Origin of the sequence: Amphiplicatus metriothermophilus (assembly GCF_900199215.1) — a bacterium.
In the GTDB taxonomy this organism is placed as follows: domain Bacteria; phylum Pseudomonadota; class Alphaproteobacteria; order Caulobacterales; family Parvularculaceae; genus Amphiplicatus; species Amphiplicatus metriothermophilus.
Map to the genome: position 1 here is coordinate 114,378 of NZ_FZQA01000007.1, position 24,077 is coordinate 138,454.

General features: G+C 67.4%; 20 protein-coding genes. 15 read left to right on the forward strand and 5 right to left on the reverse strand.

Translation table 11 applies throughout. The annotated features are described in order from the left end of the window. The first annotated feature begins 16 nt into the window (after positions 1 to 16). Positions 17 to 1,195 (forward strand): acyl-CoA dehydrogenase, encoded by a 1,179-nt coding sequence (locus tag CHB64_RS12975; RefSeq protein WP_089413050.1) that lies wholly within the window; start codon positions 17 to 19, stop codon positions 1,193 to 1,195. An 8-nt stretch (positions 1,196 to 1,203) separates the two neighbouring features. On the opposite strand, the gene CHB64_RS12980 is transcribed toward CHB64_RS12975, so the two are convergent. The 3 genes from CHB64_RS12980 to CHB64_RS12990 form a co-directional block, all read right to left on the reverse strand. After that, positions 1,204 to 1,752, reverse strand: a complete 549-nt coding sequence (locus tag CHB64_RS12980; RefSeq protein WP_089413051.1) for a DUF924 family protein — start codon at positions 1,750 to 1,752, stop codon at positions 1,204 to 1,206. A gap of 14 nt (positions 1,753 to 1,766) precedes the next feature. After that, positions 1,767 to 3,251 carry a glycerol kinase GlpK gene (gene glpK, locus CHB64_RS12985; RefSeq protein WP_089413052.1) on the reverse strand — a complete coding sequence of 495 codons (1,485 nt, stop codon included), beginning with the start codon at positions 3,249 to 3,251 and terminating at the stop codon, positions 1,767 to 1,769. 80 nt (positions 3,252 to 3,331) lie between these two features. Further along, positions 3,332 to 4,252 carry an arginase family protein gene (locus tag CHB64_RS12990; protein ID WP_089413053.1) on the reverse strand — a complete coding sequence of 307 codons (921 nt, stop codon included), beginning with the start codon at positions 4,250 to 4,252 and terminating at the stop codon, positions 3,332 to 3,334. Between the two features lie 122 nt (positions 4,253 to 4,374). Here CHB64_RS12990 and hutI point away from each other — a divergent pair, with 122 nt between their 5' ends. Genes hutI through hutH form a run of 4 tightly spaced genes read left to right on the forward strand, consistent with a single transcriptional unit; the run spans position 4,375 to position 9,556 of the window. Further along, entirely contained in the window at positions 4,375 to 5,601 is a 1,227-nt protein-coding gene (gene hutI / locus CHB64_RS12995; protein ID WP_089413054.1) for an imidazolonepropionase, read from the forward strand. Next, complete coding sequence (locus CHB64_RS13000) at positions 5,598 to 6,335, forward strand: UTRA domain-containing protein (RefSeq protein WP_089413055.1); 738 nt, start codon at positions 5,598 to 5,600, stop codon at positions 6,333 to 6,335. The genes hutI and CHB64_RS13000 overlap by 4 nt, the downstream gene beginning before the upstream one ends. A gap of 3 nt (positions 6,336 to 6,338) precedes the next feature. Continuing rightward, positions 6,339 to 8,018, forward strand: a complete 1,680-nt coding sequence (gene hutU, locus CHB64_RS13005; RefSeq protein ID WP_089413056.1) for a urocanate hydratase — start codon at positions 6,339 to 6,341, stop codon at positions 8,016 to 8,018. Beyond that, a complete protein-coding gene (hutH, locus tag CHB64_RS13010) occupies positions 8,015 to 9,556 on the forward strand; it encodes a histidine ammonia-lyase (protein ID WP_089413057.1) in 1,542 nt (513 codons plus the stop codon). Before hutU ends, hutH begins: the two co-directional genes overlap by 4 nt. Here the strand turns inward: hutH and CHB64_RS13015 are convergent. Together CHB64_RS13015 and CHB64_RS13020 are read right to left on the reverse strand one after the other, a co-directional pair. Continuing rightward, the gene (locus CHB64_RS13015) at positions 9,553 to 11,331 is read right to left on the reverse strand and encodes a SulP family inorganic anion transporter (protein ID WP_089413058.1); all 1,779 of its coding nucleotides are present in this window, start codon (positions 11,329 to 11,331) and stop codon (positions 9,553 to 9,555) included. The genes hutH and CHB64_RS13015 overlap by 4 nt on opposite strands. Positions 11,332 to 11,341: 10 nt before the next feature. After that, positions 11,342 to 12,226, reverse strand: coding sequence for an MBL fold metallo-hydrolase (locus tag CHB64_RS13020; RefSeq protein WP_089413059.1), 885 nt, complete (start codon positions 12,224 to 12,226; stop codon positions 11,342 to 11,344). A gap of 51 nt (positions 12,227 to 12,277) precedes the next feature. Between CHB64_RS13020 and pgl the strand changes: the two genes are divergently transcribed. The 10 genes from pgl to leuB all read left to right on the forward strand — a co-directional run bounded on the left by pgl (position 12,278) and on the right by leuB (position 24,077). Further along, positions 12,278 to 13,069, forward strand: coding sequence for a 6-phosphogluconolactonase (pgl, locus tag CHB64_RS13025; RefSeq protein WP_159462506.1), 792 nt, complete (start codon positions 12,278 to 12,280; stop codon positions 13,067 to 13,069). Positions 13,070 to 13,108: 39 nt separating this feature from the next. After that, positions 13,109 to 13,741 carry a bifunctional 4-hydroxy-2-oxoglutarate aldolase/2-dehydro-3-deoxy-phosphogluconate aldolase gene (eda, locus tag CHB64_RS13030; RefSeq protein ID WP_089413061.1) on the forward strand — a complete coding sequence of 211 codons (633 nt, stop codon included), beginning with the start codon at positions 13,109 to 13,111 and terminating at the stop codon, positions 13,739 to 13,741. Between the two features lie 392 nt (positions 13,742 to 14,133). Then, the gene (gene ilvD, locus CHB64_RS13035) at positions 14,134 to 15,804 is read left to right on the forward strand and encodes a dihydroxy-acid dehydratase (protein ID WP_089413062.1); all 1,671 of its coding nucleotides are present in this window, start codon (positions 14,134 to 14,136) and stop codon (positions 15,802 to 15,804) included. 17 nt (positions 15,805 to 15,821) lie between these two features. Further along, entirely contained in the window at positions 15,822 to 16,832 is a 1,011-nt protein-coding gene (gene ilvC / locus CHB64_RS13040; protein WP_089413063.1) for a ketol-acid reductoisomerase, read from the forward strand. A 7-nt stretch (positions 16,833 to 16,839) separates the two neighbouring features. Then, positions 16,840 to 18,648, forward strand: a complete 1,809-nt coding sequence (locus CHB64_RS13045; protein WP_089413090.1) for an acetolactate synthase 3 large subunit — start codon at positions 16,840 to 16,842, stop codon at positions 18,646 to 18,648. After that, positions 18,645 to 19,199, forward strand: a complete 555-nt coding sequence (gene ilvN / locus CHB64_RS13050; RefSeq protein ID WP_089413064.1) for an acetolactate synthase small subunit — start codon at positions 18,645 to 18,647, stop codon at positions 19,197 to 19,199. Before CHB64_RS13045 ends, ilvN begins: the two co-directional genes overlap by 4 nt. 261 nt (positions 19,200 to 19,460) lie before the next feature. Continuing rightward, positions 19,461 to 21,026, forward strand: a complete 1,566-nt coding sequence (locus CHB64_RS13055; protein ID WP_089413091.1) for a 2-isopropylmalate synthase — start codon at positions 19,461 to 19,463, stop codon at positions 21,024 to 21,026. An 11-nt stretch (positions 21,027 to 21,037) separates the two neighbouring features. Continuing rightward, positions 21,038 to 22,459 carry a 3-isopropylmalate dehydratase large subunit gene (leuC, locus tag CHB64_RS13060; RefSeq protein ID WP_089413092.1) on the forward strand — a complete coding sequence of 474 codons (1,422 nt, stop codon included), beginning with the start codon at positions 21,038 to 21,040 and terminating at the stop codon, positions 22,457 to 22,459. Next, a complete protein-coding gene (gene leuD, locus CHB64_RS13065; protein WP_089413065.1) occupies positions 22,456 to 23,040 on the forward strand; it encodes a 3-isopropylmalate dehydratase small subunit in 585 nt (194 codons plus the stop codon). The genes leuC and leuD overlap by 4 nt, the downstream gene beginning before the upstream one ends. Further along, positions 23,037 to 24,077, forward strand: a complete 1,041-nt coding sequence (gene leuB / locus CHB64_RS13070; protein ID WP_089413066.1) for a 3-isopropylmalate dehydrogenase — start codon at positions 23,037 to 23,039, stop codon at positions 24,075 to 24,077. The genes leuD and leuB overlap by 4 nt, the downstream gene beginning before the upstream one ends.

A 24,077-nucleotide genomic window follows, 5' to 3' on the forward strand; every position in this document is an offset into this window, starting at 1 on the left:
GGCGATTGCAAAAACGATGACCGAGAAACAAATCTTCGACTGGCGCGATCCGTTGCATCTTGATGATCAGCTCACGGACGAGGAGCGTCTCGTCCGCGACGCGGCGCGGGGGTACGCGCAAGGCAAGCTGCTGCCGCGCGTCATTGAGGCGAACCGCGAGGAGCGCTTCGACCGCGAGATCATGACCGAGATGGGCGCGCAGGGCCTGCTCGGCGCGACGGTTTCGGAGGACTATGGCGGGGGCGGAGCGAGTCACGTCGCTTACGGGCTCATCGCGCGCGAGATCGAGCGGGTCGATTCCGGTTACCGCTCGGCGATGTCGGTGCAGTCCTCGCTGGTCATGTATCCGATCGAGGCGTTCGGAACGGAAGATCAGAAGAAGAAATATCTCCCGAGACTGGCGACGGGCGAGATGATCGGCTGCTTCGGGCTGACCGAGCCCGACGGCGGGTCCGATCCCGGGGCGATGCGCACGAAAGCGGAGAAAGTCTCCGGCGGCTACAGGCTCACCGGCGCCAAGACGTGGATCACCAATTCGCCGATCGCGGACATCGCGCTCGTCTGGGCGAAGCTGGACGGCGACATCCGCGGCTTCATCGTCGAGCGCGGGACGAAGGGCTTCGAGACGCCGGCGATCAAGGGCAAGCTCAGCTTGCGCGCCTCGATCACCGGCGAGATCGCGCTGGACGACGCGGTCGTGCCGGAAGAAAGCCTCCTGCCGACCGTGCGCGGGCTGAGGGGGCCGTTCTCCTGCCTCAACAAGGCGCGCTACGGCATCTCCTGGGGGGCGATGGGCGCGGCGGAGTTCTGCTTCATGGCGGCGCGCGACTACGCGCTCGAGCGCAAGGTGTTCGGCAAGCCCATCGCAGCGACCCAGCTCGTGCAGAAAAAGCTCGCCGACATGGAGACGGAGATCGCGCTCGGCCTGCAGGGCGCGCTGCGGCTCGGCCGATTGCTCGACGAAGGCGCATTCATTCCCGAAGCCGTCTCCATGATGAAGCGCAACAATTGCGGCAAGGCGCTGGAGATCGCCCGCGCCGCGCGCGACATTCACGGCGGCAACGGCATCTCGGAGGAATATCACGTGATGCGCCACGTGATGAACCTCGAGACCGTCAACACCTATGAGGGCACCCACGACATCCACGCCCTCATCCTCGGGCGCGCCATCACCGGTCATCAGGCGTTTCAGTAGGGCGTGTTTCAGCCCGAAAAGCCGCCCGCCTCGAGAAAGGCGAGCTCCTCGGGCGTCGAGGCGCGGCCGAGGCAGGCGTTGCGGTGGGGAAAGCGCCCGAACCGCGCGATGACGTCGGCATGCAGGCGGGCGAATTTCGCGTATTCCTCATCGCCCAAAGCCTCGATCAGTTCGACGGCGCGCGCCTGGTCCGCCGGGTCTTCCGAGTGCTCGAATGGCATATAGAAAAAGACTCGCAAGGATTCGTCCGCCTGCCGATCGAAACCGCGCCGGATCGCGGCGCCGGCGACGCGGCGCGCCAGACCGTCCGTGGCGAAGGCGTGCGCAGACCCGCGATACATGTTGCGCGGAAACTGGTCGAGGAGAAGGACAAGCGCGAGCGCGCCCCCGGAGCTTTCCTCCCACGCGGCGCGCTCGCCGCGGGCCGCCGCGTGATGGAGCGCCTCGAAGCGGCGGCGGATCTCCTCGTCGAAGGCGGCGTCTTTTTTGAACCAGGCTTTCGGCCCGGCCTCGCGCCAGAATCCGACGACCTCGCCGGGATCGATTTCTTCCGTCATCGCGCGTTTCTCCCTCAGGCCAGTGCGCGGCGCACGGCCTTGCGCCATCCTTCGATCAGGCGCGCGCGCTCGCCTTCCGACATTCGCGGCTCGAAGCGCGCCGCGCGCCGCCAGATCGCGGCGACATCGTCGGTCGATCCGTAAAGGCCCGTCTTGAGGCCGGCGAGAAAGGCCGCGCCCAGCGCCGTCGTCTCCATCACTTCCGGCCGCTCCACGGGCAGCTCCAGCAAGTCGGCGAGAAACTGCATCAGCCAGGCGTTCGCAGTCATGCCGCCGTCTACCCTGAGCGCATCCGGCTTCACGCCGTCGGCCTCGATGGCGGCGAGAAGATCCGTAGTCTGATAGACGACCGATTCGAGCGCGGCGCGCGCCAGTTCCGCCGGGCCGGAGGCGCGGGTGAGCCCGCAGATGAGCCCGCGCGCCTCCGGCGCCCAGTGGGGTGCGCCAAGTCCTGTGAAGGCGGGCACCAGGTAGACGCCGCGATTGTCCGGGATTGAGCGCGCCAGCGTTTCGGACTCCCCCGCCGTCTCGATGATTCCCAGTCCGTCGCGCAGCCACTGGACCGCCGCGCCGGCGACGAAAATCGACCCTTCTATGGCATAGGAAGTCTGGCCGTCGAGACGGCAAGCGATGGTGCTCAAAAGGTTGTTCTTCGAAAGGATGAACTGATCGCCCGTGTGCGTCAGAACGAAGCAGCCGGTGCCGTAGGTGCTCTTGATCGCGCCGGGCGCGAAGCAGGCCTGGCCGATGGCGGCGGCCTGCTGGTCGCCGGCGACGCCGCGGATGGGGATGGGCCGTCCGAACAGCGCGGGGTCCGTCTCGCCGAAATCCGCCGCGCAGTCGAGAACCGCGGGCAGGAGGCTTCGCGGAACGCCGAAAAGCGCGAGCAGTTCGTCGTCCCATTCGTTCCGGTTTATGTCGAACAGGCTGGTGCGCGCCGCATTCGTGGCGTCGGTCGCATGAACGCGCCCGCCCGTCAGGCGCCAGATGAGGAAGCTGTCCACCGTGCCGAAGGCGAGGCGGCCGGCTTCGGCCGCGCGCCGGGCGTCGTCGACATGGTCGAGAATCCAGGCGATCTTGGTCGCAGAGAAGTAAGGATCGAGCAGAAGCCCGGTGCGCGCACGGATCATATCTTCGGCGCCTTCGCGATTCAGCCGCGCGCAATGATCGGCTGTGCGCCGGTCCTGCCAGACGATTGCGTTATGGATGGACTTTCCGCCGTCGCGTTCCCAGACGAGGGTGGTCTCGCGCTGGTTGGTCACGCCGATGGCGGCGACTCTTCCGCCTTTCGCCTCGGCTTCGGCGAGGGCCTGGCGCGCGGTTTCCAGCGTAGTCGACCAGATCGCTTCCGCATTGTGCTCGACCCAGCCGTCGGCGGGGTAAAGCTGCGGAAATTCCGCCTGGGCGAGAGCGACGATGCGGGCGGCGCGGTCGAAGACGATCGCGCGGCTCGACGTAGTGCCCTGATCGATCGCGAGAAGCAAAGGTTTTGCGGGCATCGGCGCTCCCTTGCGGCTTGACCGGGCATCATCGCCTTCGCCGGTCGTCCTTGTCCATGCCCGCGCGCAATGGCGGCGCCTCAGCGGCGCTGCGCGAAACCGGCTAGGACTTCGCAGAACCAGCGGCCCGCCGTCAGGGCCGTGAGGTCGCTCGCGTCGAGCGACGGGTCGAACTCCGTCAGATCGACCGCGCGCACCTTGGGATGGGCGCCGGCCGCGCGCGCCGCGGCGAAGAAGTCGCGGACGGGAAGGCCGCCGGCCCGCGCGCCGGGCGCGCCCGGACATTGCGCCCGGTCGATCACGTCGATGTCGAAATCCACATAGATGGCCTCGCAACGGGCTGAGAGACGAACGAGCGCCCGTTTGACCAGCGTCGCGGCGCTGGCCTCGAAACAGTCCGTGATCGTATGAACGCCGATCCCGGCCGCCTTCGCCGTCTCGTGCATCCGCCTCGTATTGGCGAAGGGGGCGAGGCCGATCTGCACGATGTTCTCTCCCGGCAGGCCGTCGTCGAGAAGCGCGCGCACGGGATTGCCGTTGGTCAGACCGCAGTCGAGGTCGCGCAGATCGAAATGCGCGTCAAGCGTGACTAGCCCGATCTTCGAAAGATCCGCGCCGAGGCCGTGAACGCCTGGCCGTGTGAGCGCATTGTTGCCGCCGGCGAGAACGACGAGTCTGTGCGCATCGACCGCACGGCGGACTGCCTCGACGATCAGCGGAAAGGACTGCTCCGGCGTCAGGGTCTTCAGGGCGAGATCGCCGTAATCGGCCACAGGAAGCGCCGACAGATCGGTCTCGCTCTCAACATCGTAGACGGAAAATCGTCGCAGGACCTCGCGCAGAATCTTCGGCGCGAGGTCGCAACGACCAGGGGTGAGCGATTTCTCGCTCTGCGGCGCGCCGATCAACGCAAGCGGACAATCGGCGACGCCCGGCGTCAGCAGCAGATCGGCTGCGGCGCGCCAGCCGCGGCATTCCGAGGCGTCATGTTCCTGCCCCATAGAAGCCTCCCCGAAAGAAGCACTGGAAGAAGCGCGGTTGCAGCCCTCTTCCGGCAGGTCTATAAGCTGTATATACAACTTGCCGCCGGCTTGTCATAGCCCTTTGGAGCGCCGCGCGCTGCATGTGGGACCAACTTTATCTTGATCTCCATCTCGCCGTCATGACCGAGGGCGGCGCAGCCTATGGCGCGATCCGTAACGGCGCGCTCGCGGTGACGGACGGACGCATCGCCTACGCCGGGCGTGCGCGCGACCTGCCGGGAGCGCCGGAGACGCTCGCGACGCGCGTCGAACGGCTGGGCGGCTCCTGGGTCACGCCGGGGCTTATTGACTGCCACACCCATCTCGTCTTCGCCGGATCGCGCGCTGGCGAGTTCGAAATGCGTCTTGAGGGCGCGCAGTATGAGGAGATCGCGCGCGCCGGCGGCGGCATACTTTCGACCGTGCGCGCAACTCGCGCGGCGAGCGCCGAGGCGCTCGTCGCGGCGGCGCGTCCGCGACTCGAGGCGATGATCCGCGCCGGCGTCACGACCGTTGAGATAAAGTCCGGATACGGACTTGAAACCGAGACGGAGTTCGCCATGCTGGAAGCGGCGACCCGGCTGGGAGCGGCGTGCGGCGTGCGAGTACGGCGGACGTTTCTCGCCATGCACGCCCTGCCGCCGGAGCATAAAGATCGGCGAGCGGATTACGTGCGCCTCGTCTGCGAGGAAATGTTGCCCGAGGCGAAAGCGCGCGGGCTGGTCGACGCCGTCGACGCCTATTGCGAAACGATCGGCTTTACGCCGGAGGAGGTCGAAAGGCTGTTCGAGACGGCGCGCGCGCTCGGCCTGCCCGTCAGGCTCCATGCGGAGCAACTGTCCGATCTCGGCGGCGCCGGACTTGCGGCGCGTTACGGCGCGCTGTCGGCCGATCACCTGGAGTACATCAGCGAAGACGACGTCGCGGCGATGGCGCGCGCGGGAACAGTCGCCGTGCTGCTGCCCGGGGCCTATTACTTTCTCAACGAAAAGCGTCGCCCGCCCATAGAACTGTTCCGTAAGCACAAGGTGGCGATGGCCGTGGCGACGGACTGCAATCCGGGCACCGCGCCTATTGTCTCGCCGACGCTCGCCATGAACATGACCTGCGTGCTGTTCGGCCTGACGCCGGAAGAAGCGCTGGCCGGGATGACGCGCAACGCCGCGAAGGCGCTGGGCCTTCAGCGCGAGACCGGCGCGCTCGAGCCCGGAAAGGCCGCCGATTTCGCCGTCTGGCGGGTGAACGAGCCCGCCGAGCTTTCATACTGGATCGGCGCGGCCGCGCCGGCGCTGGTCGTCGCCGGCGGGCGGGAGGTTCATCGCGCATGACCGCCACGCCGCTGTATAAGAAAGTCAAAAACCACATTCTCGCGCGCATCGAGAACGGCGATCTGCCGGTGGACGCGCGCGCGCCGTCGGAGGCGGAGCTTGTTCAGACCCTCGGCGTGTCGCGCATGACCGCGAACCGGGCGCTCAACGAACTCGCGAAGGAAGGCCTGCTCGTGCGCATCGCCGGCAGCGGCACCTTCGTCGCCGACCGGCGCGCGCGGGGCGAACTTTTCGCGCTGCGCGACATCGCCGTCGAGCTCGCAGAGCGCGGGCATGAACATTCCGCAGACGTCCTTGTTCAGGAGAAGGTCGCGGCCTCGCGCGAGGCCGCAGAGGCGTTCGATGAGTCGCCCGGCGCGCCGTTGATCCGCGCGCGCGTGCTGCACCGACGCGACGGCGAGCCGGTGCTTCTTGAAGACCGCCTCGTCAACGCCGCCGTCGCGCCGGGCTATCTTGACGCCGACCTCGCGAGAACCACGAGCTATCAGTATCTCTCAAGCATCGCGTTGCCGGAGAAGGTCGAACATGTGGTGCGAGCCGCGGCCGCGCCCGCCGACATCGCGCGTCGGCTCGCCGTCCCTGTCGGCGCGCCGCTTTTGATCGTGCGCCGGCGCACCTGGTCGCGCGGCCGCGTCGTCTCGACGGCGACGCTTCATTACGCGGGCGACCGCTACGAACTGTCCGGCGTTTTCGGGCCCGACGGCGCCGGCCGGGCGCCCAACCGAAAGAGGTGAGTCATGAGCGAACGCCGTTTCGCCAACGCCCGCACGGTGCGTCCCCGGAAAGGACCGAAAATCAAGGCCAGATACTGGACCACGGAAGCGCCGGTCCGGATGCTGATGAACAATCTCTCGCCTGACGTCGCCGAGCGCCCTGAAGAGCTCGTGGTCTATGGGGGCGTCGGGCGGGCCGCGCGGGACTGGGCTTGTTTCGACAAGATCGTCGAGACGCTGGAGCGGCTTGAAGAGGACGAAACCCTGCTCGTCCAGTCGGGCAAGCCCGTCGGCGTGTTCAAGACCCACGCCGACGCGCCGCGCGTCCTCATCGCCAATTCCAATCTCGTGCCGCGATGGGCGACTTGGGCTCATTTCAGCGAGCTCGACCGCAAGGGCCTCATGATGTACGGCCAGATGACCGCTGGCTCCTGGATCTATATCGGCTCTCAGGGCATCGTTCAGGGTACGTATGAAACATTCAAGGAGGCGGGACGACGCCATTACGGCGGCGACCTCAGGGGCCGCTGGATCCTGACCGCCGGGCTTGGCGGCATGGGCGGCGCGCAGCCGCTCGCCGCGGTCATGGCCGGCGCGTGCTCGCTCGTCGTGGAATGCGATCCTGAGCGCATCGCCTTTCGTCAGCGAACAGGCTATCTGGACGAACGGACGGAAAGCCTGGACGAAGCGCTCGTCATGATCGAACGCTGGACGGCTGCGGGCGAAGCGAAATCCGTCGGGCTTCTCGGCAACGCCGCCGACACCGTTCCCGAGCTCTATCGCCGCGGCGTCAGACCCGATCTGGTGACGGACCAGACTTCGGCGCATGATCCCGTCAACGGTTATCTGCCGAAGGGATGGAGCCTCGGCGAGTGGCGCGAAAGGCGCGAGCGCGACCCGAAGGCGGTCGAGCGCGCAGCTCGTGCGTCGATGCGCGAGCATGTCGCGGCGATGGTCGCCTACTGGAACGACAGCGTTCCCGTCGTCGATTACGGCAACAACATTCGCCAGGTCGCGAAGGAGGAAGGGCTCGAAGACGCCTTCGCCTTTCCGGGCTTCGTGCCGGCCTATATTCGCCCGCTATTCTGTCGCGGGATCGGACCGTTCCGTTGGGCGGCGCTGTCAGGCGATCCCGAGGACATCTATCGCACCGACGAGAAGGTGAAAGAGCTGACCCCGGACGATCCGCATCTCCATCAATGGCTCGACATGGCGCGCCGGCGCATCCGATTTCAGGAGCTGCCGGCGCGCATCTGCTGGGTCGGGCTCGGCCAGCGCCATCGTCTCGGCCTCGCCTTCAACGAGATGGTCGCGAAAGGCGAGCTCAAGGCGCCGGTGGTCATCGGGCGCGATCATCTCGACTCCGGTTCGGTGGCGAGCCCCAATCGCGAGACCGAAGGCATGAAGGACGGCTCCGACGCAGTCTCCGACTGGCCGATTCTGAACGCCCTGCTCAACACGGCGTCTGGAGCGACCTGGGTGTCGTTCCATCATGGCGGCGGCGTCGGCATGGGGTTTTCCCAGCACGCCGGAGTCGTCATCGTCGCCGACGGGACGCAGGCCGCCGCGCGTCGTCTCGCGCGAGTGCTGTGGAACGATCCGGCGACGGGGGTGATGCGTCACGCCGACGCCGGCTATGAAGATGCGATCGCCTGCGCGCGCGCCCACGGCCTCGACCTGCCGATGATCGGAGGGGGCGCATGAGCGATGCGGTGATCCTCAATCCCGGCGAGACGCGCCTGGGCGAATTGCGCGCCATATGGAGCGGCGCCGGCGTCGATCTCGACGCCGCGGCGTGGCGCGCGGTCGACGCGGGCGCGGACTCGATCGGGCGCATCGTCGCCTCCGGCAAGACGGTCTACGGCGTCAACACCGGCTTCGGCCTGCTTGCGCAGACGCGCATCGACGACGGCCGGCTCGCCGAGCTGCAGCGAAATCTCGTCATGTCGCACGCCTGCGGGCTCGGACCGGACCTGTCGCGCGAAATCGTCCGTCTACTGATGGCGCTCAAGGTCATCGGGCTCGCCCGCGGCTATTCGGGCGCGAGCCGCGCCGTCATCCGGCAACTTCTGTCGATGCTGGAGCGCGAGGCGATCCCCTGCATTCCGGCGCAGGGCTCGGTCGGTGCTTCGGGCGATCTTGCGCCGCTCGCTCACCTGACGGCGGCGATGATGGGGGTCGGCAAGATCGCCGTGAAGGGCGTCGCGATGCCGGCGGCGGAAGCGCTTGCCAAGGTCGATCTCGCCCCGCTTGCGCTCGGACCGAAAGAGGGACTGGCGCTGCTCAACGGCACGCAGGTCTCGACCGCGATCGCGCTCGACGCGCTGTTCGTCGCGCGCAACGTTTTCGCCTCGGCGCTTGTCGCCGGAGCGCTGTCGGTCGACGCGCTGCAGGGCTCCGATGCGCCGTTCGATCCGCGTCTCAACGCCCTGCGCGGCCAGCCGGGCCAGATTCGCGTCGCAGCCTTTTTGAAGGCGGCGATGGAGGGCAGCGAAATCCGCCGGTCTCATATCGAGTGCGACCGCGTGCAGGACCCTTACTCCTTCCGCTGCCAGCCGCAGGTGATGGGCGCCTGCCTGGATCTTCTGGAAGCCGCCGCGCGCACGCTTGAGATCGAATCGAACGCGGTCAGCGATAATCCGATCATCTTTCCCGATACGGACGAGGCGGTCTCGGGCGGGAATTTCCACGCCCAGCCGGTCGCTTTCGCCGCCGACCAGATCGTCATGGCGATGTGCGAGGCGGGTTCGATCTCGGAGCGCCGGATCGCCGTGCTGGTCGATCCGAAGATGAGCGGGATGCCGGCCTTCCTCGTCGAGGACGGCGGGGTCAATTCCGGCTTCATGATCCCGCAGGTGACGGCCGCGGCGCTGGTCGCGGAGAACCGTTCGCTCGCCTTTCCAGCGAGCGTCGATTCGGTGCCGACTTCAGCCAATCAGGAGGATCACGTCTCGATGGCGACCGGCGCGGCGCGCAAGGCCGACCAAGTCGCCCGCAACGCCGCCGGCGTGATCGCCGTGGAGCTGATGGCCGCCGCGCAAGGAATCGACTTCCACGCCCCCTGCAAGACGTCGCCGGCGCTGCAGGACGTCCATGCCTTGATTCGTCAGCAGACGGCGTTTCTCGCGCGCGACCGTTACCTAGCGGACGAAATGGCGTCGTTGCGGAAGATCGTCGCTGCGGGAGAGCTGTTGTCGTCGCCGGCCGTCGCGCGCCTGTCCGGGGCGCTCTTTTCCGCCTAGCGGACGAGGCCTTTCCGTTCGGCGAGAAATTGCGGCTCCGGCTTCGCCGTCAGAGTCCGGCGCGTAAGCTCGGGAGCGAGGATCGACATGGCGCCGAATTGCGTCAGGAACACGCGCCCGGTCAGACGTTCGAGAAAATGCGACCGTTGCAGCCTGTCCATGACAGGCCCCTTCACTTCAGACAGATGAAAGGTCACGCCGGCGTCTTTCAAGCGCTCGTTAATCGACTCAAGCGCTTCAAGACCGCTTGCGTCGATCTCGTTCACCGCCGGGCACATCAGAACGAAGTGTTTCACTGTCGGACGCTCTGCGATGAGCTTGTAAATCCGGTCTTCGAGATACCGCGCATTGGCGAAATACAGGCTTTCATCGACGCGTAAGGTCAGCACCTCAGGGCTGACGACGACTTTATGGCGTTCCATGTTGCGGAAATGCTCCGTACCCGGCGCCTGACCGACAACCGCTGTATGCGGATAGCTCGTGCGGCGTATATGCAGTACTAATGAGAGAATGACGCCCGCCAGGACGCCGGCTTCGACGCCGAAGGAAAGCGTGCCGCCGATCGTGGCGGCCATGGCGGCGAAGTCGCTCTTTGAATACCGCCAGACGCGCCCCAAGGCGCGCGCGTCCACCAGCGAAAGCACGGCGACGATGATCGTAGCGGCTAACGTGGCTTGCGGAAGACGCTGAAGAAAGGGCGTCAGATAGAGCGCGGCGAGGAGGATGCCCGCCGCAGTGAAGGCGCTCGCCGCCGGCGTGCGCGCGCCTGCGTCGAAATTCACCACAGATCGCGCGAAACCGCCCGTCACGGGATAGCCGCCGGTGAAACCAGCCGCGAGATTCGACGCGCCGAGGGCGATAAGCTCCTGATCGGAATCAATGCGCTGGCGTTTCTTGGCGGCGAGAGTCTGCGCCACAGACACTGACTCGACGAAGCCGATAATGCTGATGAGCGCCGCCGGTCCGGCGAGCTGCGCCCATAGTTGCGGTTCGATGCGCGGCGGCGTCAGGGGCGGCAGCCCATGCGGAATGGCGCCGACTACGGCGACGCCCGTTGCATCGAGATCGAAAAGTGTCGTCGCGCCGATCGCCGCGACGACGGCCGCGATGGGGCCGAGCCGCGACAAGAGATCGGCCGAGCGAGGGCCTATTCCGACAGTGACGAGCAGAGGCTTTAGGCCCGTTCTCGCCCAGAATAGAAAGGCGAGGGAAGCAAGGCCGATAAGGAGCGTCAACGCATCCGCGTCCGCGATTCGCGCCGCGAGAGCCGGCGCGATCTCGACGAGCGTGTGTCCGTCGGCGTCGACGCCGAGAATGTGCTTGAGCTGGCTCGCCGCGATCAGCAGGCTGGAGGCGAAGATGAAGCCCGAAATGACCGGATGGCTCAAGAAGTTCGCCAGCGCGCCGAGGCGGAAAAGCCCGAGCGCCAGAAGGATAAGCCCTGACAAGACGGCGAGAGCGAGCGCGGCGGAGATATAGTCCGACGATCCCGGTTCGGCGACGCGCCCGATCGCGGCGGCGGTCATCAGCGAGATCACGGCGACGGGGCCGACGGCGAGCGCGCGGCTCGTGCCGAAAAGGGCGTAAGCGACGAGCGGCGCCATGCTGGCATAGAGTCCGACTTGCGGCGGCAGTCCGGCGAGAAGCGCATAGGCCAAAGACTGCGGTATAAGCATGATTGTAACGATCGCCGCGGCGAGGAGGTCGCTCGCCAGCGTCGCGCGGTCATAGCTGCGCGCCCATTCGAGGAAAGGAAGATATCGTCTCAAAAGCACGGCGCGCCGATCAGAACTTGTTCAGCGGCAATTTCAGATACCGCACCCCGTTGTCTTCGGGGTCCGGCAGGCGTCCGGCGCGCATGTTGACCTGCACCGAGGGCAGGATCAGCCGCGGCATGGCGAGGGTCTTGTCGCGCATCGTCCGCATGGCGACGAACTCGTCCTCGCTGACGCCCTCGCGCGCATGGATGTTGCTGCGCTTCTGCTCGCCGACGGTCGTCTCCCAACGATATTCGTCGCGTCCCGGGGCCTTGTAGTCATGACAGAGAAACATGCGCGTCTCGTCAGGCAGAGTGAAAATCTTCTGAATGGATCGATAAAGCGCGCGCGCGTCGCCGCCCGGGAAGTCGGCGCGCGCCGTGCCGTAATCCGGCATGAAGAGCGTATCGCCCACGAAGGCTGCATCGCCGATCACATAGGTCATGCAAGCCGGGGTGTGTCCCGGCGTGTGCATGGCGCGGGCGGCGATATCGCCGACGCGAAAACGGTCGCCGTCCCTGAAGAGCGCGTCGAACTGGCTGCCGTCCCTTTTGAAGGCGGGGCCGGCGTTGAAGATTTCGCCGAAGACCTCCTGAACAACGGCGATGTTCGCGCCGATGGCGATCTTTCCGCCGAGGCGGTCTTTCAGATAGGGCGCGGCGGAAAGATGATCCGCATGCACATGGGTCTCCAGAATCCACTCGACTGACAGGTTGTTGTCCTGAACGAACGCGACGATCCGATCAGCGCCTGCATGGCCGGTGCGCCCGGAGGCGGGATCGAAATCGAGCGCCGAATCGATAATGGCGCACGCGCTGCTCGCACGGTCGGCGACGACATAGCTGACCGTGAAGGTCGGTTCGTCGAAGAATGCTGTCACCTGCGGCTTCACGGCGGTCACCCCTTGGCGCATATGATCGGTCCCGTTCACTTAGCATATCTCGCCTGGAGCGGGATGATTTGCGTGAAGCCGGCGGTTTACAATGCACGCGCCTGGGGTAAGGTCCGGCGCGAAGCGGCGCAGGAGGGGCGCATCATCAGGCCGGGCGCGAAACTGAATGAGTTCGAAACCCGCGAGGCGATGCTGGAGGCGGCGCGCGCCTTCTGCGTCGAGCGCCTCGCCGCGGCGATCGCGCGTCGCGGCGGCGCCCTGTTTCTCGTCTCGGGCGGGTCCACGCCCCTGCCGCTTTACGAGGCGCTGTCCGAGGCCGATATTGACTGGTCCAAGGCGACGATCGCGCTCGTGGACGAGCGCTGGGTTCCGCTCGACGACGGGGCCTCGAACGAACGCGCCGTGCGCGCGAGGCTTCACAGGAATCGCGCCGCCGCGGCGCGATTCATCGGCCTCAAGACCGATCATGCCTGTGCGGCGGACGCAGTCGAAGCGGTTGAGGAGCGCCTGGCCGCCGCGCCCTGGCCGGCGGATGTCGCAGTCCTTGGCATGGGGGCGGACGGACATACGGCCTCCTGGTTTCCGAACGCGCATGGGCTCGACGCGGCCATCGATTCCGATACGGCGCGCCGTTGCGCGGCGGTGACGGCGCATGTAAGCCCGATCACGGGCGCCCATGTCGAGCGGATGACGCTCACCGCGCCCGCGATACTCCAGGCCGGGGCGCAGCTTGTGCTTATGACGGGCGAGGAGAAGAAGCTCGCCTTCGCCCGCGCGCGCGCATCGGGGCCGGTCGACGACATGCCCGTGCGCGCGCTCTTTCTCGGCGATCCCGATAGGCTTTATCCCTGCTGGGTGCCGTGACGCGCTATGCTCTTTGTTCTCCACGAAAGATCACTCGGCATGACACGCACCATCGACGACATTCTGGCCGCGGCGAGCGTCATTCCCGTAATGGAGGCCGCGCAGGCCGAAGACGGCGGGCCGCTCGCCGAGGCGCTGCTCGAAGGAGGCGTGCGGGTCGCCGAGCTCACCTTGCGCACGCCCGCCGCTCTCGATGCGCTCGCGGCGATGAAACGGGCCGCGCCGGGGCTTATCGTCGGCATGGGGACAGTGCTCACGGTCGACGACGCCGAGCGGGCGCTTGCCCGCGGCGCGGACTTTCTGGTCTCGCCGGGGCTCACCCCGGCGCTTCTGGAGTTCGCCGCGCGAAGCGGCGCGCCGTTTCTGCCGGGCGTGGCGACGGCGAGCGAAGTCATGCGCGCGCTGGAGGCGGGCGTCAGCCGCCTGAAGTTCTTCCCGGCGGAGCCCGCCGGCGGCGCCGCCTATCTCAAGGCGCTTTACGGGCCGATTCCGGCGGCGGTTTTCTGTCCCACCGGCGGCATCGGGCCGGAACAGGCGGCCGACTATCTGGCGCTGCCGAATGTCGCCTGCGTCGGCGGGTCATGGATCGCGCCGGCCAAGGCGATCGAGGCGCGGGACTGGGCGGCGATCGCGGCGAACGCCCGACGGGCGGCGGCGTTGAAAGCTCGTTAACCCTTGTGCGGTTGGAGCAGAAAACTGCCGCTGAGCATAAAATGTGCGAATCAACACGGCGGTTGAAATTTTCTGTTGCAATCAGCCGATGTCTTGGTTAGGCAGGATTTCGCCGCGCCGCAACACCATGGCGCGGACGTTTCGCGGAAGGCATGGCGACGATGGCGACCATGACGCCAGAAAAAGCTTTGAGCGAAGGCGGCTCTCCGAGCCCGCGCCTGCGCGCTGCCGCCGCTGGCCGACTTAGCCTCGTCGTAGACCTCCTTATTCGCCCCCTCGGGGGAGCGGCCAGGGAGCCTGCACGCTAGAGCCTGAAGCGCAGCAAGGAACCACAGGACCCGCTCCCCGCAAGGCGAGCGGGTTTTTTTCGCCCCATCGAGCCAGGACCGACAATGACCAAGGCAAAGCGATCAGACGCCATCACCAAAGGCCCGGCCAGAGCGCCGGCCCGCGCCATGCTGCGCGCCGCGGGCTTCACGGACGAGGATTTCGAAAAGCCCCTGGTGGCGGTGGTCAACACCTGGTCGACGGTCACGCCCTGCAACATGCATCTCGACCGGCTGGCCGAGCCGGTGCGCCGGGGCGTGCGCGCGGGCGGGGCGACGCCGGTCGATTTCAACACCATCGTCGTCTCGGACGGCATCACCATGGGCGGGGAGGGCATGAAGGCCTCGCTCATCTCGCGCGAGGTCATCGCCGATTCCATCGAGATCGCCGTGCGCGGCCATTCTCTCGACGGCGCGGTCATTCTCGTCGGCTGCGACAAGACCCTGCCCGCCGCCGCGATGGCCCTGGCGCGCATGGATATTCCGGGCGTCATTCTCTATGGCGGCACGATCCTTCCCGGCCGCTGCGCGGGCCGCGATCTTTCCATCCAGGACGTGTTCGAGGCGGTCGGCGCTCACGCCAAGGGCGATCTCGACGACAGGAGCCTTGAGGAAATCGAGCGTCATGCCTGTCCGGGCGCGGGCGCGTGCGGCGGCCAGTTCACCGCCAACACGATGGCGATGGCGCTCGCCTTTCTCGGGCTCGCGCCGATGGGCGCGGGCGATCCGCCTGCTGTCGATCCGGCCAAGGAGGCCGAGGCCGAGCGCTGCGGTCGTCTCGCGGCCGAGCGGGCGCTCGCGGGCGACAACGCGCGCCGTTATATTAACGGCGCGTCCTTGCGCAACGCCGCAACGGCGGTGGTTGCAAGCGGCGGCTCGACCAACGCGGTTCTGCATCTGGCCGCCATCGCCGCTGAGGCGAACGTTCCGTTTACGATCGACCTCTTCGACGAGCTGTCGCGGTCGACGCCGGTTATCACGGATCTGAAGCCCGGCGGGCGCTTTCTGGCGAAAGATCTCTACGCCGCCGGCGGCATGCGCCTGTTCGGCAAGCGCCTGATGGAGGCCGGGCGGCTGTATGACGCGCCCACGGTTTCCGGGCGCGGCCTGTTCGAGGAGTTGAACGACGCGGAGGAAACGCCCGGCCAGGAGGTCGTGCGCAGCGTCGCGGATCCCGTCAAGAAAACCGGCGGGATCCGCATTCTTTACGGCGACGTCGCGCCGGAAGGCGCGGTGCTGAAAACCGCGGGCTACGCCGACGGCGCCTTCGAAGGCCCGGCGCGCGTTTTCGACAGCGAGGAGGCCGCGTTCGAGGCCGTCAGCGCCCAGAAGATCAAGGCCGGCGACGTAGTCGTCATCCGCTACGAAGGACCTAAGGGCGGACCGGGCATGCGCGAGATGCTGGCCGTGACCGCGGCGCTGGCCGGCCAGGGGCTCGCCGGCAAGGTGGCGCTCATCACGGACGGGCGCTTTTCCGGCGCCTCGCACGGGTTCGTCATCGGCCATGTCGCGCCGGAGGCGGCCGCCGGCGGGCCGATCGCGCTTCTTGAAGACGGCGACGTCATCCGCATCGACGCCGAGCGCCAGCGCATCGATGCGGATGTCGGCTGGCAGGCGCGCCGGGCCGGATTCCGGCCGCCGGCTCCGCGTCGGCTCGGCGGGGCGTTCGACAAATACGCCCGCCTCGTCGCTTCGGCGTCGAAAGGCGCCGTCACCATCGCCGTCGAACAATCATGACAGGGAAAGGCAGAACAATGAAGGTGTACACGGATGATGATGCGAACCCGGCCTTGTTGCGGGAAGGGACGGTCGCGGTCATCGGTTACGGCAGCCAGGGCCGCGCGCACGCCCTGAACCTCAAGGATTCCGGCTGTCGCGTTGTGGTCGGCGCGCGCCCCGGCGGCGCGGGCGACAGGCGCGCGCGCGAGGACGGGCTCGAGACCGCGCCGGTGCGCGAGGCGGCCGAAGCGGGCGACGTGGTCGCCCTTCTCACGCCCGATATGAGCCATGAAGCGCTGTTCCGCGACGAGGTCGCGCCGGCGCTGAAGGCCGGAAACGCGCTTTCCTTCGCGCACGGCTTTTCGATCCTCTATGGCCGCGTGACGCCGCCAGAGGACGTCGACGTCATCATGGTCGCGCCCAAGGGGCCGGGCGACCTCGTGCGCCGCGAATATCAGCGCGGACGCGGGGTGCCGTGCCTCATCGCCGTACATCAGGATGCGACGGGCCAGGCCAAGGAGCGCGCGCTGTCTTATGCCAGCCTTATCGGCGGCGCGGCGGCCGGCGCCATCGAGACCACTTTCCGCGAAGAAACCGAGACCGATCTCTTCGGCGAGCAGGCCGTGCTGTGCGGCGGCGCGACCGAGCTTGTTCTCGCCGGCTTCGAGACGCTGACCGAAGCGGGCTACGCGCCCGAGGTCGCCTATTACGAATGCCTGCACGAGCTGAAGCTGATCGTCGATCTTCTCTATGAAGGCGGTCTTGCGAAAATGCACGAATTCATATCCGAGACGGCGAAATACGGCGATCTCGTCTCCGGGCCGCGCGTCATCAATGAAGAAACCCGCCAGCGCATGCGCGAGGTGCTGAAGGACATTCAGTCGGGCGCCTTCGCCCATGACTGGATCGTCGAGAACCAGGCCGGAAAGGTCCGTTACCAGAAGCTTCTGGACGCGGATCTCGACCATCCCATCGAGCATATCGGGCGCGCCTTGCGCGCCCGCATGGCGTGGCTGAAAGCCGGCGCCAACACGAAAGATGATTGAGGAAGCCATGACCGCCCCGACCGCGAGGCCGAAAGCCGCCGCGCCTGAAACCGCCGCCGCCGCTGCGACGAAAGCCGGCGCCGAGCTTCTGCTCGACGCGCTCGAGGAGCAGGGCGTCGAGGTGATCTTCGGCTATCCCGGCGGGGCGGTGCTGCCGATCTACGACGCGCTGTATGCGCGCGATACGATCCGGCATGTGCTTGTCCGCCACGAGCAGGGCGCTGTCCATGCGGCGGAAGGCTACGCCCGCTCGACCGGCAAGCCGGGAGTAGTGCTGGTCACCTCCGGACCCGGCGCGACCAACGCCGTCACCGGGCTCGCCGACGCGCTGCTCGATTCGATCCCGGTCGTGTGCATTACGGGGCAGGTGGCGCGCAAGCTGATCGGCACGGACGCTTTTCAGGAATGCGACACCATCGGCATCACGCGGGCGTGCACCAAGCATAACTATCTCGTTCCGTCGGCGGAGCGCCTGTCGTCGATCGTGCATGAGGCGTTCCACGTCGCGACGAACGGCCGGCCTGGTCCGGTGCTGATCGACATTCCGAAGGACGTCCAGTTCGAGGAAGCCGTCTATGTCGCGCGCGAGCGGGCGGCCAAGCGCGACTGCGTCGCGCGCCCGCCGGTCGATCGGGCGAAGATCGCGCAGGCCGTGGAGATGATGCGCCGCGCGCGCCGACCGGTGCTCTACACCGGCGGCGGCGTCGTCAACGCCGGCCGCATCGCCTGCGACGCGCTGCGCGTGCTCGCGCGCGACACGGGCTTTCCCGTCACCTCGACCCTGATGGGGCTCGGCGCCTTTCCCGCCTCCGATCCGAAATGGCTGGGCATGCTGGGCATGCACGGCAGCGTCGAGGCGAACAACGCCATGCATGACTGCGACCTGATGATCGCAGTCGGCGCCCGGTTCGACGATCGGGTGACGGGCCGGCTCGACGCCTTCTCGCCGGATTCGCGCAAGATTCACATCGATATCGATCCGTCGTCGATCAACAAGAACGTGCCCGTCGATCTCGCCATCGTCGGCGACGCCGGCGAGGTCATGGCGGCGCTTCTGGCCGAATGGCGCGCGCGAGCGAAGGAAGACCCGCTCGACGACGGCCGCCTCGCCCTGTGGCGGGCGCAGATCGACGAATGGCGCGCCAAGAGATGCTTCGCCTACGAACCGTCCAGGAAGGTCATCAAGCCGCAACACGCTATCGAACGGCTTTACGCGCTGACGCGCGGGCGCGACGTCTATGTTACGACCGAGGTCGGCCAGCACCAGATGTGGGCGGCGCAGTTCTTTCATTTCGACGAGCCGAACCGGTGGATGACCTCGGGCGGGCTGGGCACGATGGGCTACGGCCTGCCGGCCGCCATCGGCGTGCAGGCGGCGCATCCGGGCGCGCTGGTCATCGACATCGCCGGCGACGCCTCGGTGCAGATGACCCTGCAGGAGATGGCGACCGCCGTGCAGCACCGCCTGCCGATCAAGGTGTTCATCCTGAACAACGAATATCTCGGCATGGTCCGTCAGTGGCAGGAGCTTCTGCATGGCGGGCGGTATTCGCATTCCTATTCGGCCTCGCTGCCAGACTTCGTGAAGCTCGCTGAGGCTTATGGCGCGGTCGGCCTGCGCGCGACGACGCCGGACGAGCTCGACGCGAAGATCATGGAGATGATCGCGTGCGACCGGCCGGTGCTGTTCGACTGCGTCGTCTCGAAGGAGGAGAACGTCTTTCCGATGATCCCTTCGGGCGCGGCCCATAACGAAATGCTGCTGGGCGCGGTCGCGGGAGATAAAGTCAGCGCCGAAGGACGCACGCTGGTATGAGCGTCGGGACCGGATCTTCGCAGTCCGTCTATCCCGTCTCGCCCGGCGAGGAGACGATCCGCGAGGCGATTCTCGCCGTGATCGTCGACAACGAGCCCGGCGTGCTGGCGCGCGTCGTCGGGCTCATTTCCGCGCGCGGCTACAACATCGAAAGCCTGACGGTCGCCGAGACGGACGTCGAAAAGCATCGCTCGCGGATCACCATCGTCACCCGCGGCACGCCTTCCAAGGTCGAGCAGATCAAGGCCCAGCTCGGCCGGCTGGTGCCGGTGCGCCGGGTGATCGACGTGACGGCGGAGACCGACGCGCTGGAGCGCGAGCTCGCGCTGGTGAAGATCGTCGGCAAGGGCGAGCAGCGCGTCGAGGCGATGCGTCTTTCCGGCATCTTCCGCGCCCGCGCCGTCGATACGACGCATACGTCCTTCGTGTTCGAGGTCACCGGGGCGCGCGAGAAGATCAACGCCTTCATCGACCTGATGCGCCCTCTCGGCCTCATAGAGGTGGCGCGCACGGGCGTTTTGTCCATCCGTCGCGGACCGGAGTCGGATTGATGAGAACGCGAAACTATTCCGCGTCGTCCAGGGGCGGGTCGTCAGAGCCGAAGCCGGGATCCAGAGACGGCCTCAGCGGCCGGATTTCCGGCTTTGCGCCTTCGGCGCGCCCCGGAACGACGCAATTCACGGAGAGGAGAATCGCCATGTTGAACGCATATCACGGTCTTTCCCAGAATTCGCCTGAGCGACTTAGCGGCGATGCGGGCCTTTTCGTCCGCGCCGCCGTTTTTCACGCTCAACGAATTCGAAGGAAACGTCATGACCTCTTCCGCTAACAAATCCGTAGACCACGTAAGGATTTTCGACACGACCTTGCGCGACGGCGAGCAGGCGCCGGGCTTTTCGATGGATACGGGCGCGAAGCTCGTGATGGCCCGCGCGCTGCGCGATCTCAATGTGGACGTCATCGAGGCCGGCTTCGCCGCCGCCTCGCCAGGCGACGCAGCCGCGGTCTCTGCGATCGCCCGGGAGGTCGAGGGCCCGATCATCTGTTCGCTCGCCCGTCTGACCGAGCCGGACATCGACGCGGCCCTGCGCGCGATCGAACCGGCCCGAAGGAAGCGCGTGCACGTCTTCATCGGCACGAGCCCGCTGCACCGCGAGGCCAAGCTGAAGCTGACGAAGGAGGAAATCCTGGCGCGCGTCGCGCGGCTCGTGGCTCACGCCCGCGCGGCGTGCGAGGACGTCGAGTTCTCGCCGGAGGACGCCATCCGCACCGAGCGGGAATTTCTCGTCGAGGTCTGCGCCGCTGCGATCGAGGCGGGCGCGACGACGCTCAATATTCCCGATACGGTGGGCTACACGACGCCGGAGGAAATCTACGATCTCTTTTCCTTTCTGCGCGCGAATACGCCTGACGCTGACAAGGTCGTCTTCAGCGCCCATTGCCATGACGATCTCGGCATGGCGGTCGCCAATTCGCTGGCGGCGGTGCGCGCCGGGGCGCGCCAGGTCGAGTGCGCCGTCAACGGCATCGGCGAGCGCGCGGGCAACTGCTCGCTGGAGGAGGTGGTGATGGCGCTGGCGACGCGCCGGGATCATTTCGGCGTAACCACGCAGATCGACACGACGAAAATCTATCCCGCGAGCCAGACCCTGGCGCGCGTCACCCACAACCCCATCCCCCGCAACAAGGCGATCGTCGGCAAGAACGCCTTCGCGCATGAGGCCGGCATTCACCAGCACGGCGTGCTCGCGAACAAGCGCACCTATGAGATCATGGATGCGGAGTCCGTCGGCATGCCGTCGAACTCCATCGTGCTGGGCAAGCATTCCGGCAAGCACGCGCTCGCCGCGCGCATCAGGGCGCTGGGTTTCGAGGTCGGCGACAACCGCCTCAACGAGATCTTCGTCGAGTTCAAGAAGCTCGCCGACGCCACGCGCGAAGTAACGGATGCGGACGTGGTGCGTCTCGTCGCCGGCGAGACCCGCGACGGACGCGCCGGCCCCTGGAAGGTGCGGCGGGTCGAGCTGCATGTCGATTTCGAGGACGGCGAGCCGCCGAAGGCGCGCGTCACGATGGAGCATGACGACGGCGCGACGCGCACGGTGACCGAACAGGGCGGCGGGCCGATCGACGCCGCCTTCGCGGCCGTCTGCGCCATCGCCGGCGTCCAAGGGCGCATCGTCAGCCTCGACATGCATCACGTCGCCGAACACGAAGTGGGGCCCGTGCACGCGCAGGCCGTCGTGGAGGTCAGCGGGCGGCGCTTCAGCGGCGCCGCGCGCGAGATCGACGTCGCCGACGCGGCGGTCGCCGCCTTCGTCGTCGCGATCAACCAGGCGGTCGACTTCGAAAAGGCGACGCTGGCGGGCGCAGCATGATGGAGGACGCGATGAAGCCGCAAACGCTGTTCGACAAGGTCTGGGCGCGGCATGTCGTCGTCGAGGAGGCGGCGGACGCGCCGGCCGTTCTCTATATCGACCTGCATCTCATTCACGAAGTGACCTCGCCGCAGGCCTTCGCGGCGCTCGCCGAGCGCGGGCTGAAGGTGCGCCGGCCCGACCGCACCCTCGCCACGCTCGATCACTCGACGCCCACGCGCCCGCCCGGTCCTGACGGCGAATGGCCCTATGCGTCTCCCGAGGCGAAGGCGCAGGTCGAGGCGCTGCAACGCAACTGCGCTGCGCACGGAATAAGGCTGCTCGGTCTCGACGACCCCCGGCGCGGAATCGTCCATGTCATAGGACCGGAGCTCGGCGCTACGCGACCGGGCATGACCATCGTGTGCGGTGACAGCCACACCTCCACGCACGGCGCCTTCGGCGCGCTCGCTTTCGGCATCGGCACGACAGAGGTGGGGCACGTGCTTGCGACCCAGTGCCTGCTTCAGCGCCGTCCCAGGACCATGCGCGTGACTTTCGGCGGACGGCTGCAGCCCGGCGTCGGAGCCAAAGATATGGCGCTCGCCATGATCGCGACCATCGGGGCGGACGGCGGGCGCGGCTACGCCATCGAATACGCAGGCAAAGCGGTCCGCAGCCTGACGATGGAGGGACGCATGACCCTCTGCAATATGTCGATCGAGGCCGGCGCGCGCTGCGGCATGATCGCGCCGGACGAGAAGACCGTAGAATGGCTGGAGGGGCGCGAGCTTGCGCCGAAGGGCGAGGCGTGGACGCGCGCCGTCGAGGACTGGCTCTCCCTTTCCACGGACGAGGGCGCGGCCTTCGACCGCGAGGTCTTCATCGACGCCGCTGAAATACGGCCGATGGCGACGTACGGCGTCTCGCCCGACGCGGCCGCGCCCGTCGATGGTCCGGTCCCGGCCGATCCGGGCGAAGCGGGCAGGGCGGCGGCCGACTATATGCGCATCGCGCCCGGCCAGCGTTTCAGCGAGATCAGGGTCGACCGCGTCTTCATCGGAAGCTGCACCAATTCGCGCCTGTCCGACCTGCGCGAGGCGGCCGCAGTGCTCCGCGGACGGAAAGTGAAGGAGGGCGTTACGGTGCTGGTGGCGCCAGGCTCGGAGGCGGTGCGCAGCGCGGCCGAGGCCGAGGGGCTGCATGAGGTCTTTCTCGCCGCCGGCGCCGAATGGCGCCTGCCGGGCTGTTCCATGTGCATCGCCATGAACGGCGACAAGGGCGAGCCCGGCGAGCTGGTGGTCTCGACCTCGAACCGCAACTTCATGGGCCGCCAGGGCAAGGGCGTGAGAACCGTGCTCGCCAGCCCGGCGACCGCGGCGGCTTCGGCCGTGGAGGGGCGCATCGCCGACCCGCGTCCCTATCTCGAACAGGCGGAAAGGATGGCGTCATGAGCTTCGAACCCTTCACCGTCCTGCGCTCGCGCACGCTGGTGCTGCCGCAGGCGAATATAGACACCGATCAGATCATCCCGGCCCGGTTTCTGACCACGACCACGCGGCGCGGGCTCGGGGAGGTCGCTTTTTACGACTGGCGCTTCGACGAAGAGGGCCGACCGCGCAATTCCTCCGTGTTCCACGGCGTGGACGCGCGCGCCCATCGCATTCTGGTGGCGGGCGCCAATTTCGGCTGCGGCTCCTCGCGCGAACACGCGTCCTGGGCGCTGGTCGATTTCGGCTTTCGCGCGGTCGTGTCGTCCGACATCGCCGACATTTTCAAGAGCAACGCGCTCAAGAACGGCCTTCTGCCGGTCGAAGTCGACGAGGAGATGCACGCCTATCTGCTCGCCCATCCGGGCGCCGAGGTGCAGATCGACCTTGAAGCCGGCGTCATCGGCGCGCTGGGCGGGGGGCTTTCTGCTCCCTTCGAGGTCGAGCCCTTCGCGCGCCGCTGCCTGGTCGAAGGGGTCGATCCGCTCGGCCATCTCCTGAATCAGATCGACGCCATCGAAGCCTACGAAAAGGCCCGCGCATGAGTCGTCGCATCGTTCTGCTGCCGGGCGACGGCGTGGGGCCGGAGGTGACGGCGGCCGCCCGCCTCGTTCTGGAGGAGGCCGCGCGCCGTCATGACGTCGCGCTCGCCTTCGAGGAGCATCCCTTCGGCGGCGCGGCGATCGACGCAGCGGGCGATCCGTTCCCCGATGAAACGCGGGCGGCCTGCCTTCAGGCGGAGGCGGTGTTTCTGGGCGCAGTCGGCGGTCCGAAATGGGACGGCGCGCCGCGCCGGCCCGAGGCGGGCCTGCTGGCGCTGCGCGAGGCGCTGGGCGTGTTCGCCAATCTGCGCCCCATGCGTGTTCTGCCGGGGATGGAGACGCTCGGGCCCCTGAAGCCCGAAATCGCGAGGGGCGCCGACATTCTGATCGTCCGCGAGCTAACGGGCGGCGCCTATTTCGGTCGACGCGAGGAAGGCCGCGCGCGCGCGCGCGACGAGATCGTCTATGCGCGCGAGGAGGTCGAGCGCGTCGCGCGCGTCGCCTTCGAGGCCGCGCGCGGTCGGCGCGGGCGCGTCGCCTCGGTGGACAAGGCGAACGTGCTCGCCACGAGCCGGCTGTGGCGCGCGGCGGCGAGCGAGCTTCATGAGCGCGAATATCCGGACGTCGCGCTGGAGCATGTTCTCGTCGACGCCATGGCGATGAAGCTCGTGCTGGCGCCGGCGTCCTTCGACGTGATCCTGACCGAGAACATGTTCGGCGACATTCTGAGCGACGAGGCGTCGGTGATCGCCGGCTCCATCGGCCTGTCTCCCTCGGCCTCGCTCGGCGGCGCGGTCGGGCTTTACGAGCCGATCCACGGCTCGGCGCCCGACATCGCCGGGCAGGACAAGGCCAATCCGGCCGGCGCGATCCTTTCGGCCGCGATGCTCGCCCGCTTCAGTCTTGGCACGGAACATATGGCGCGAGACATCGAGCAGGCCGTCGAGGAAGCGATCGCGTCGGGCGCGCGCACGGCGGACCTCGGCGGAACGCTCGGCTGTCGCGCGTTCACGCAAGCGGTGCTCGAGCGGCTGGGCTGA

Excerpts from the sequence above, each read along its gene's own strand:
- glpK (WP_089413052.1), bottom strand. The coding sequence starts at position 3,251 with ATGCCCGCAAAACCTTTGCTTCTCGCGATCGATCAGGGCACTACGTCG.
- CHB64_RS12980 (WP_089413051.1), bottom strand. The coding sequence starts at position 1,752 with ATGACGGAAGAAATCGATCCCGGCGAGGTCGTCGGATTCTGGCGCGAG.
- CHB64_RS13000 (WP_089413055.1), top strand. The coding sequence starts at position 5,598 with ATGACCGCCACGCCGCTGTATAAGAAAGTCAAAAACCACATTCTCGCG.
- leuD (WP_089413065.1), top strand. The coding sequence starts at position 22,456 with ATGAGCTTCGAACCCTTCACCGTCCTGCGCTCGCGCACGCTGGTGCTG.
- leuC (WP_089413092.1), top strand. The coding sequence starts at position 21,038 with ATGAAGCCGCAAACGCTGTTCGACAAGGTCTGGGCGCGGCATGTCGTC.
- hutI (WP_089413054.1), top strand. The coding sequence starts at position 4,375 with ATGTGGGACCAACTTTATCTTGATCTCCATCTCGCCGTCATGACCGAG.
- eda (WP_089413061.1), top strand. The coding sequence starts at position 13,109 with ATGACACGCACCATCGACGACATTCTGGCCGCGGCGAGCGTCATTCCC.
- ilvN (WP_089413064.1), top strand. The coding sequence starts at position 18,645 with ATGAGCGTCGGGACCGGATCTTCGCAGTCCGTCTATCCCGTCTCGCCC.
- CHB64_RS13045 (WP_089413090.1), top strand. The coding sequence starts at position 16,840 with ATGACCGCCCCGACCGCGAGGCCGAAAGCCGCCGCGCCTGAAACCGCC.
- hutU (WP_089413056.1), top strand. The coding sequence starts at position 6,339 with ATGAGCGAACGCCGTTTCGCCAACGCCCGCACGGTGCGTCCCCGGAAA.
- CHB64_RS12990 (WP_089413053.1), bottom strand. The coding sequence starts at position 4,252 with ATGGGGCAGGAACATGACGCCTCGGAATGCCGCGGCTGGCGCGCCGCA.
- ilvC (WP_089413063.1), top strand. The coding sequence starts at position 15,822 with ATGAAGGTGTACACGGATGATGATGCGAACCCGGCCTTGTTGCGGGAA.
- leuB (WP_089413066.1), top strand. The coding sequence starts at position 23,037 with ATGAGTCGTCGCATCGTTCTGCTGCCGGGCGACGGCGTGGGGCCGGAG.
- hutH (WP_089413057.1), top strand. The coding sequence starts at position 8,015 with ATGAGCGATGCGGTGATCCTCAATCCCGGCGAGACGCGCCTGGGCGAA.
- CHB64_RS12975 (WP_089413050.1), top strand. The coding sequence starts at position 17 with ATGACCGAGAAACAAATCTTCGACTGGCGCGATCCGTTGCATCTTGAT.
- ilvD (WP_089413062.1), top strand. The coding sequence starts at position 14,134 with ATGACCAAGGCAAAGCGATCAGACGCCATCACCAAAGGCCCGGCCAGA.
- CHB64_RS13020 (WP_089413059.1), bottom strand. The coding sequence starts at position 12,226 with ATGCGCCAAGGGGTGACCGCCGTGAAGCCGCAGGTGACAGCATTCTTC.
- CHB64_RS13055 (WP_089413091.1), top strand. The coding sequence starts at position 19,461 with ATGACCTCTTCCGCTAACAAATCCGTAGACCACGTAAGGATTTTCGAC.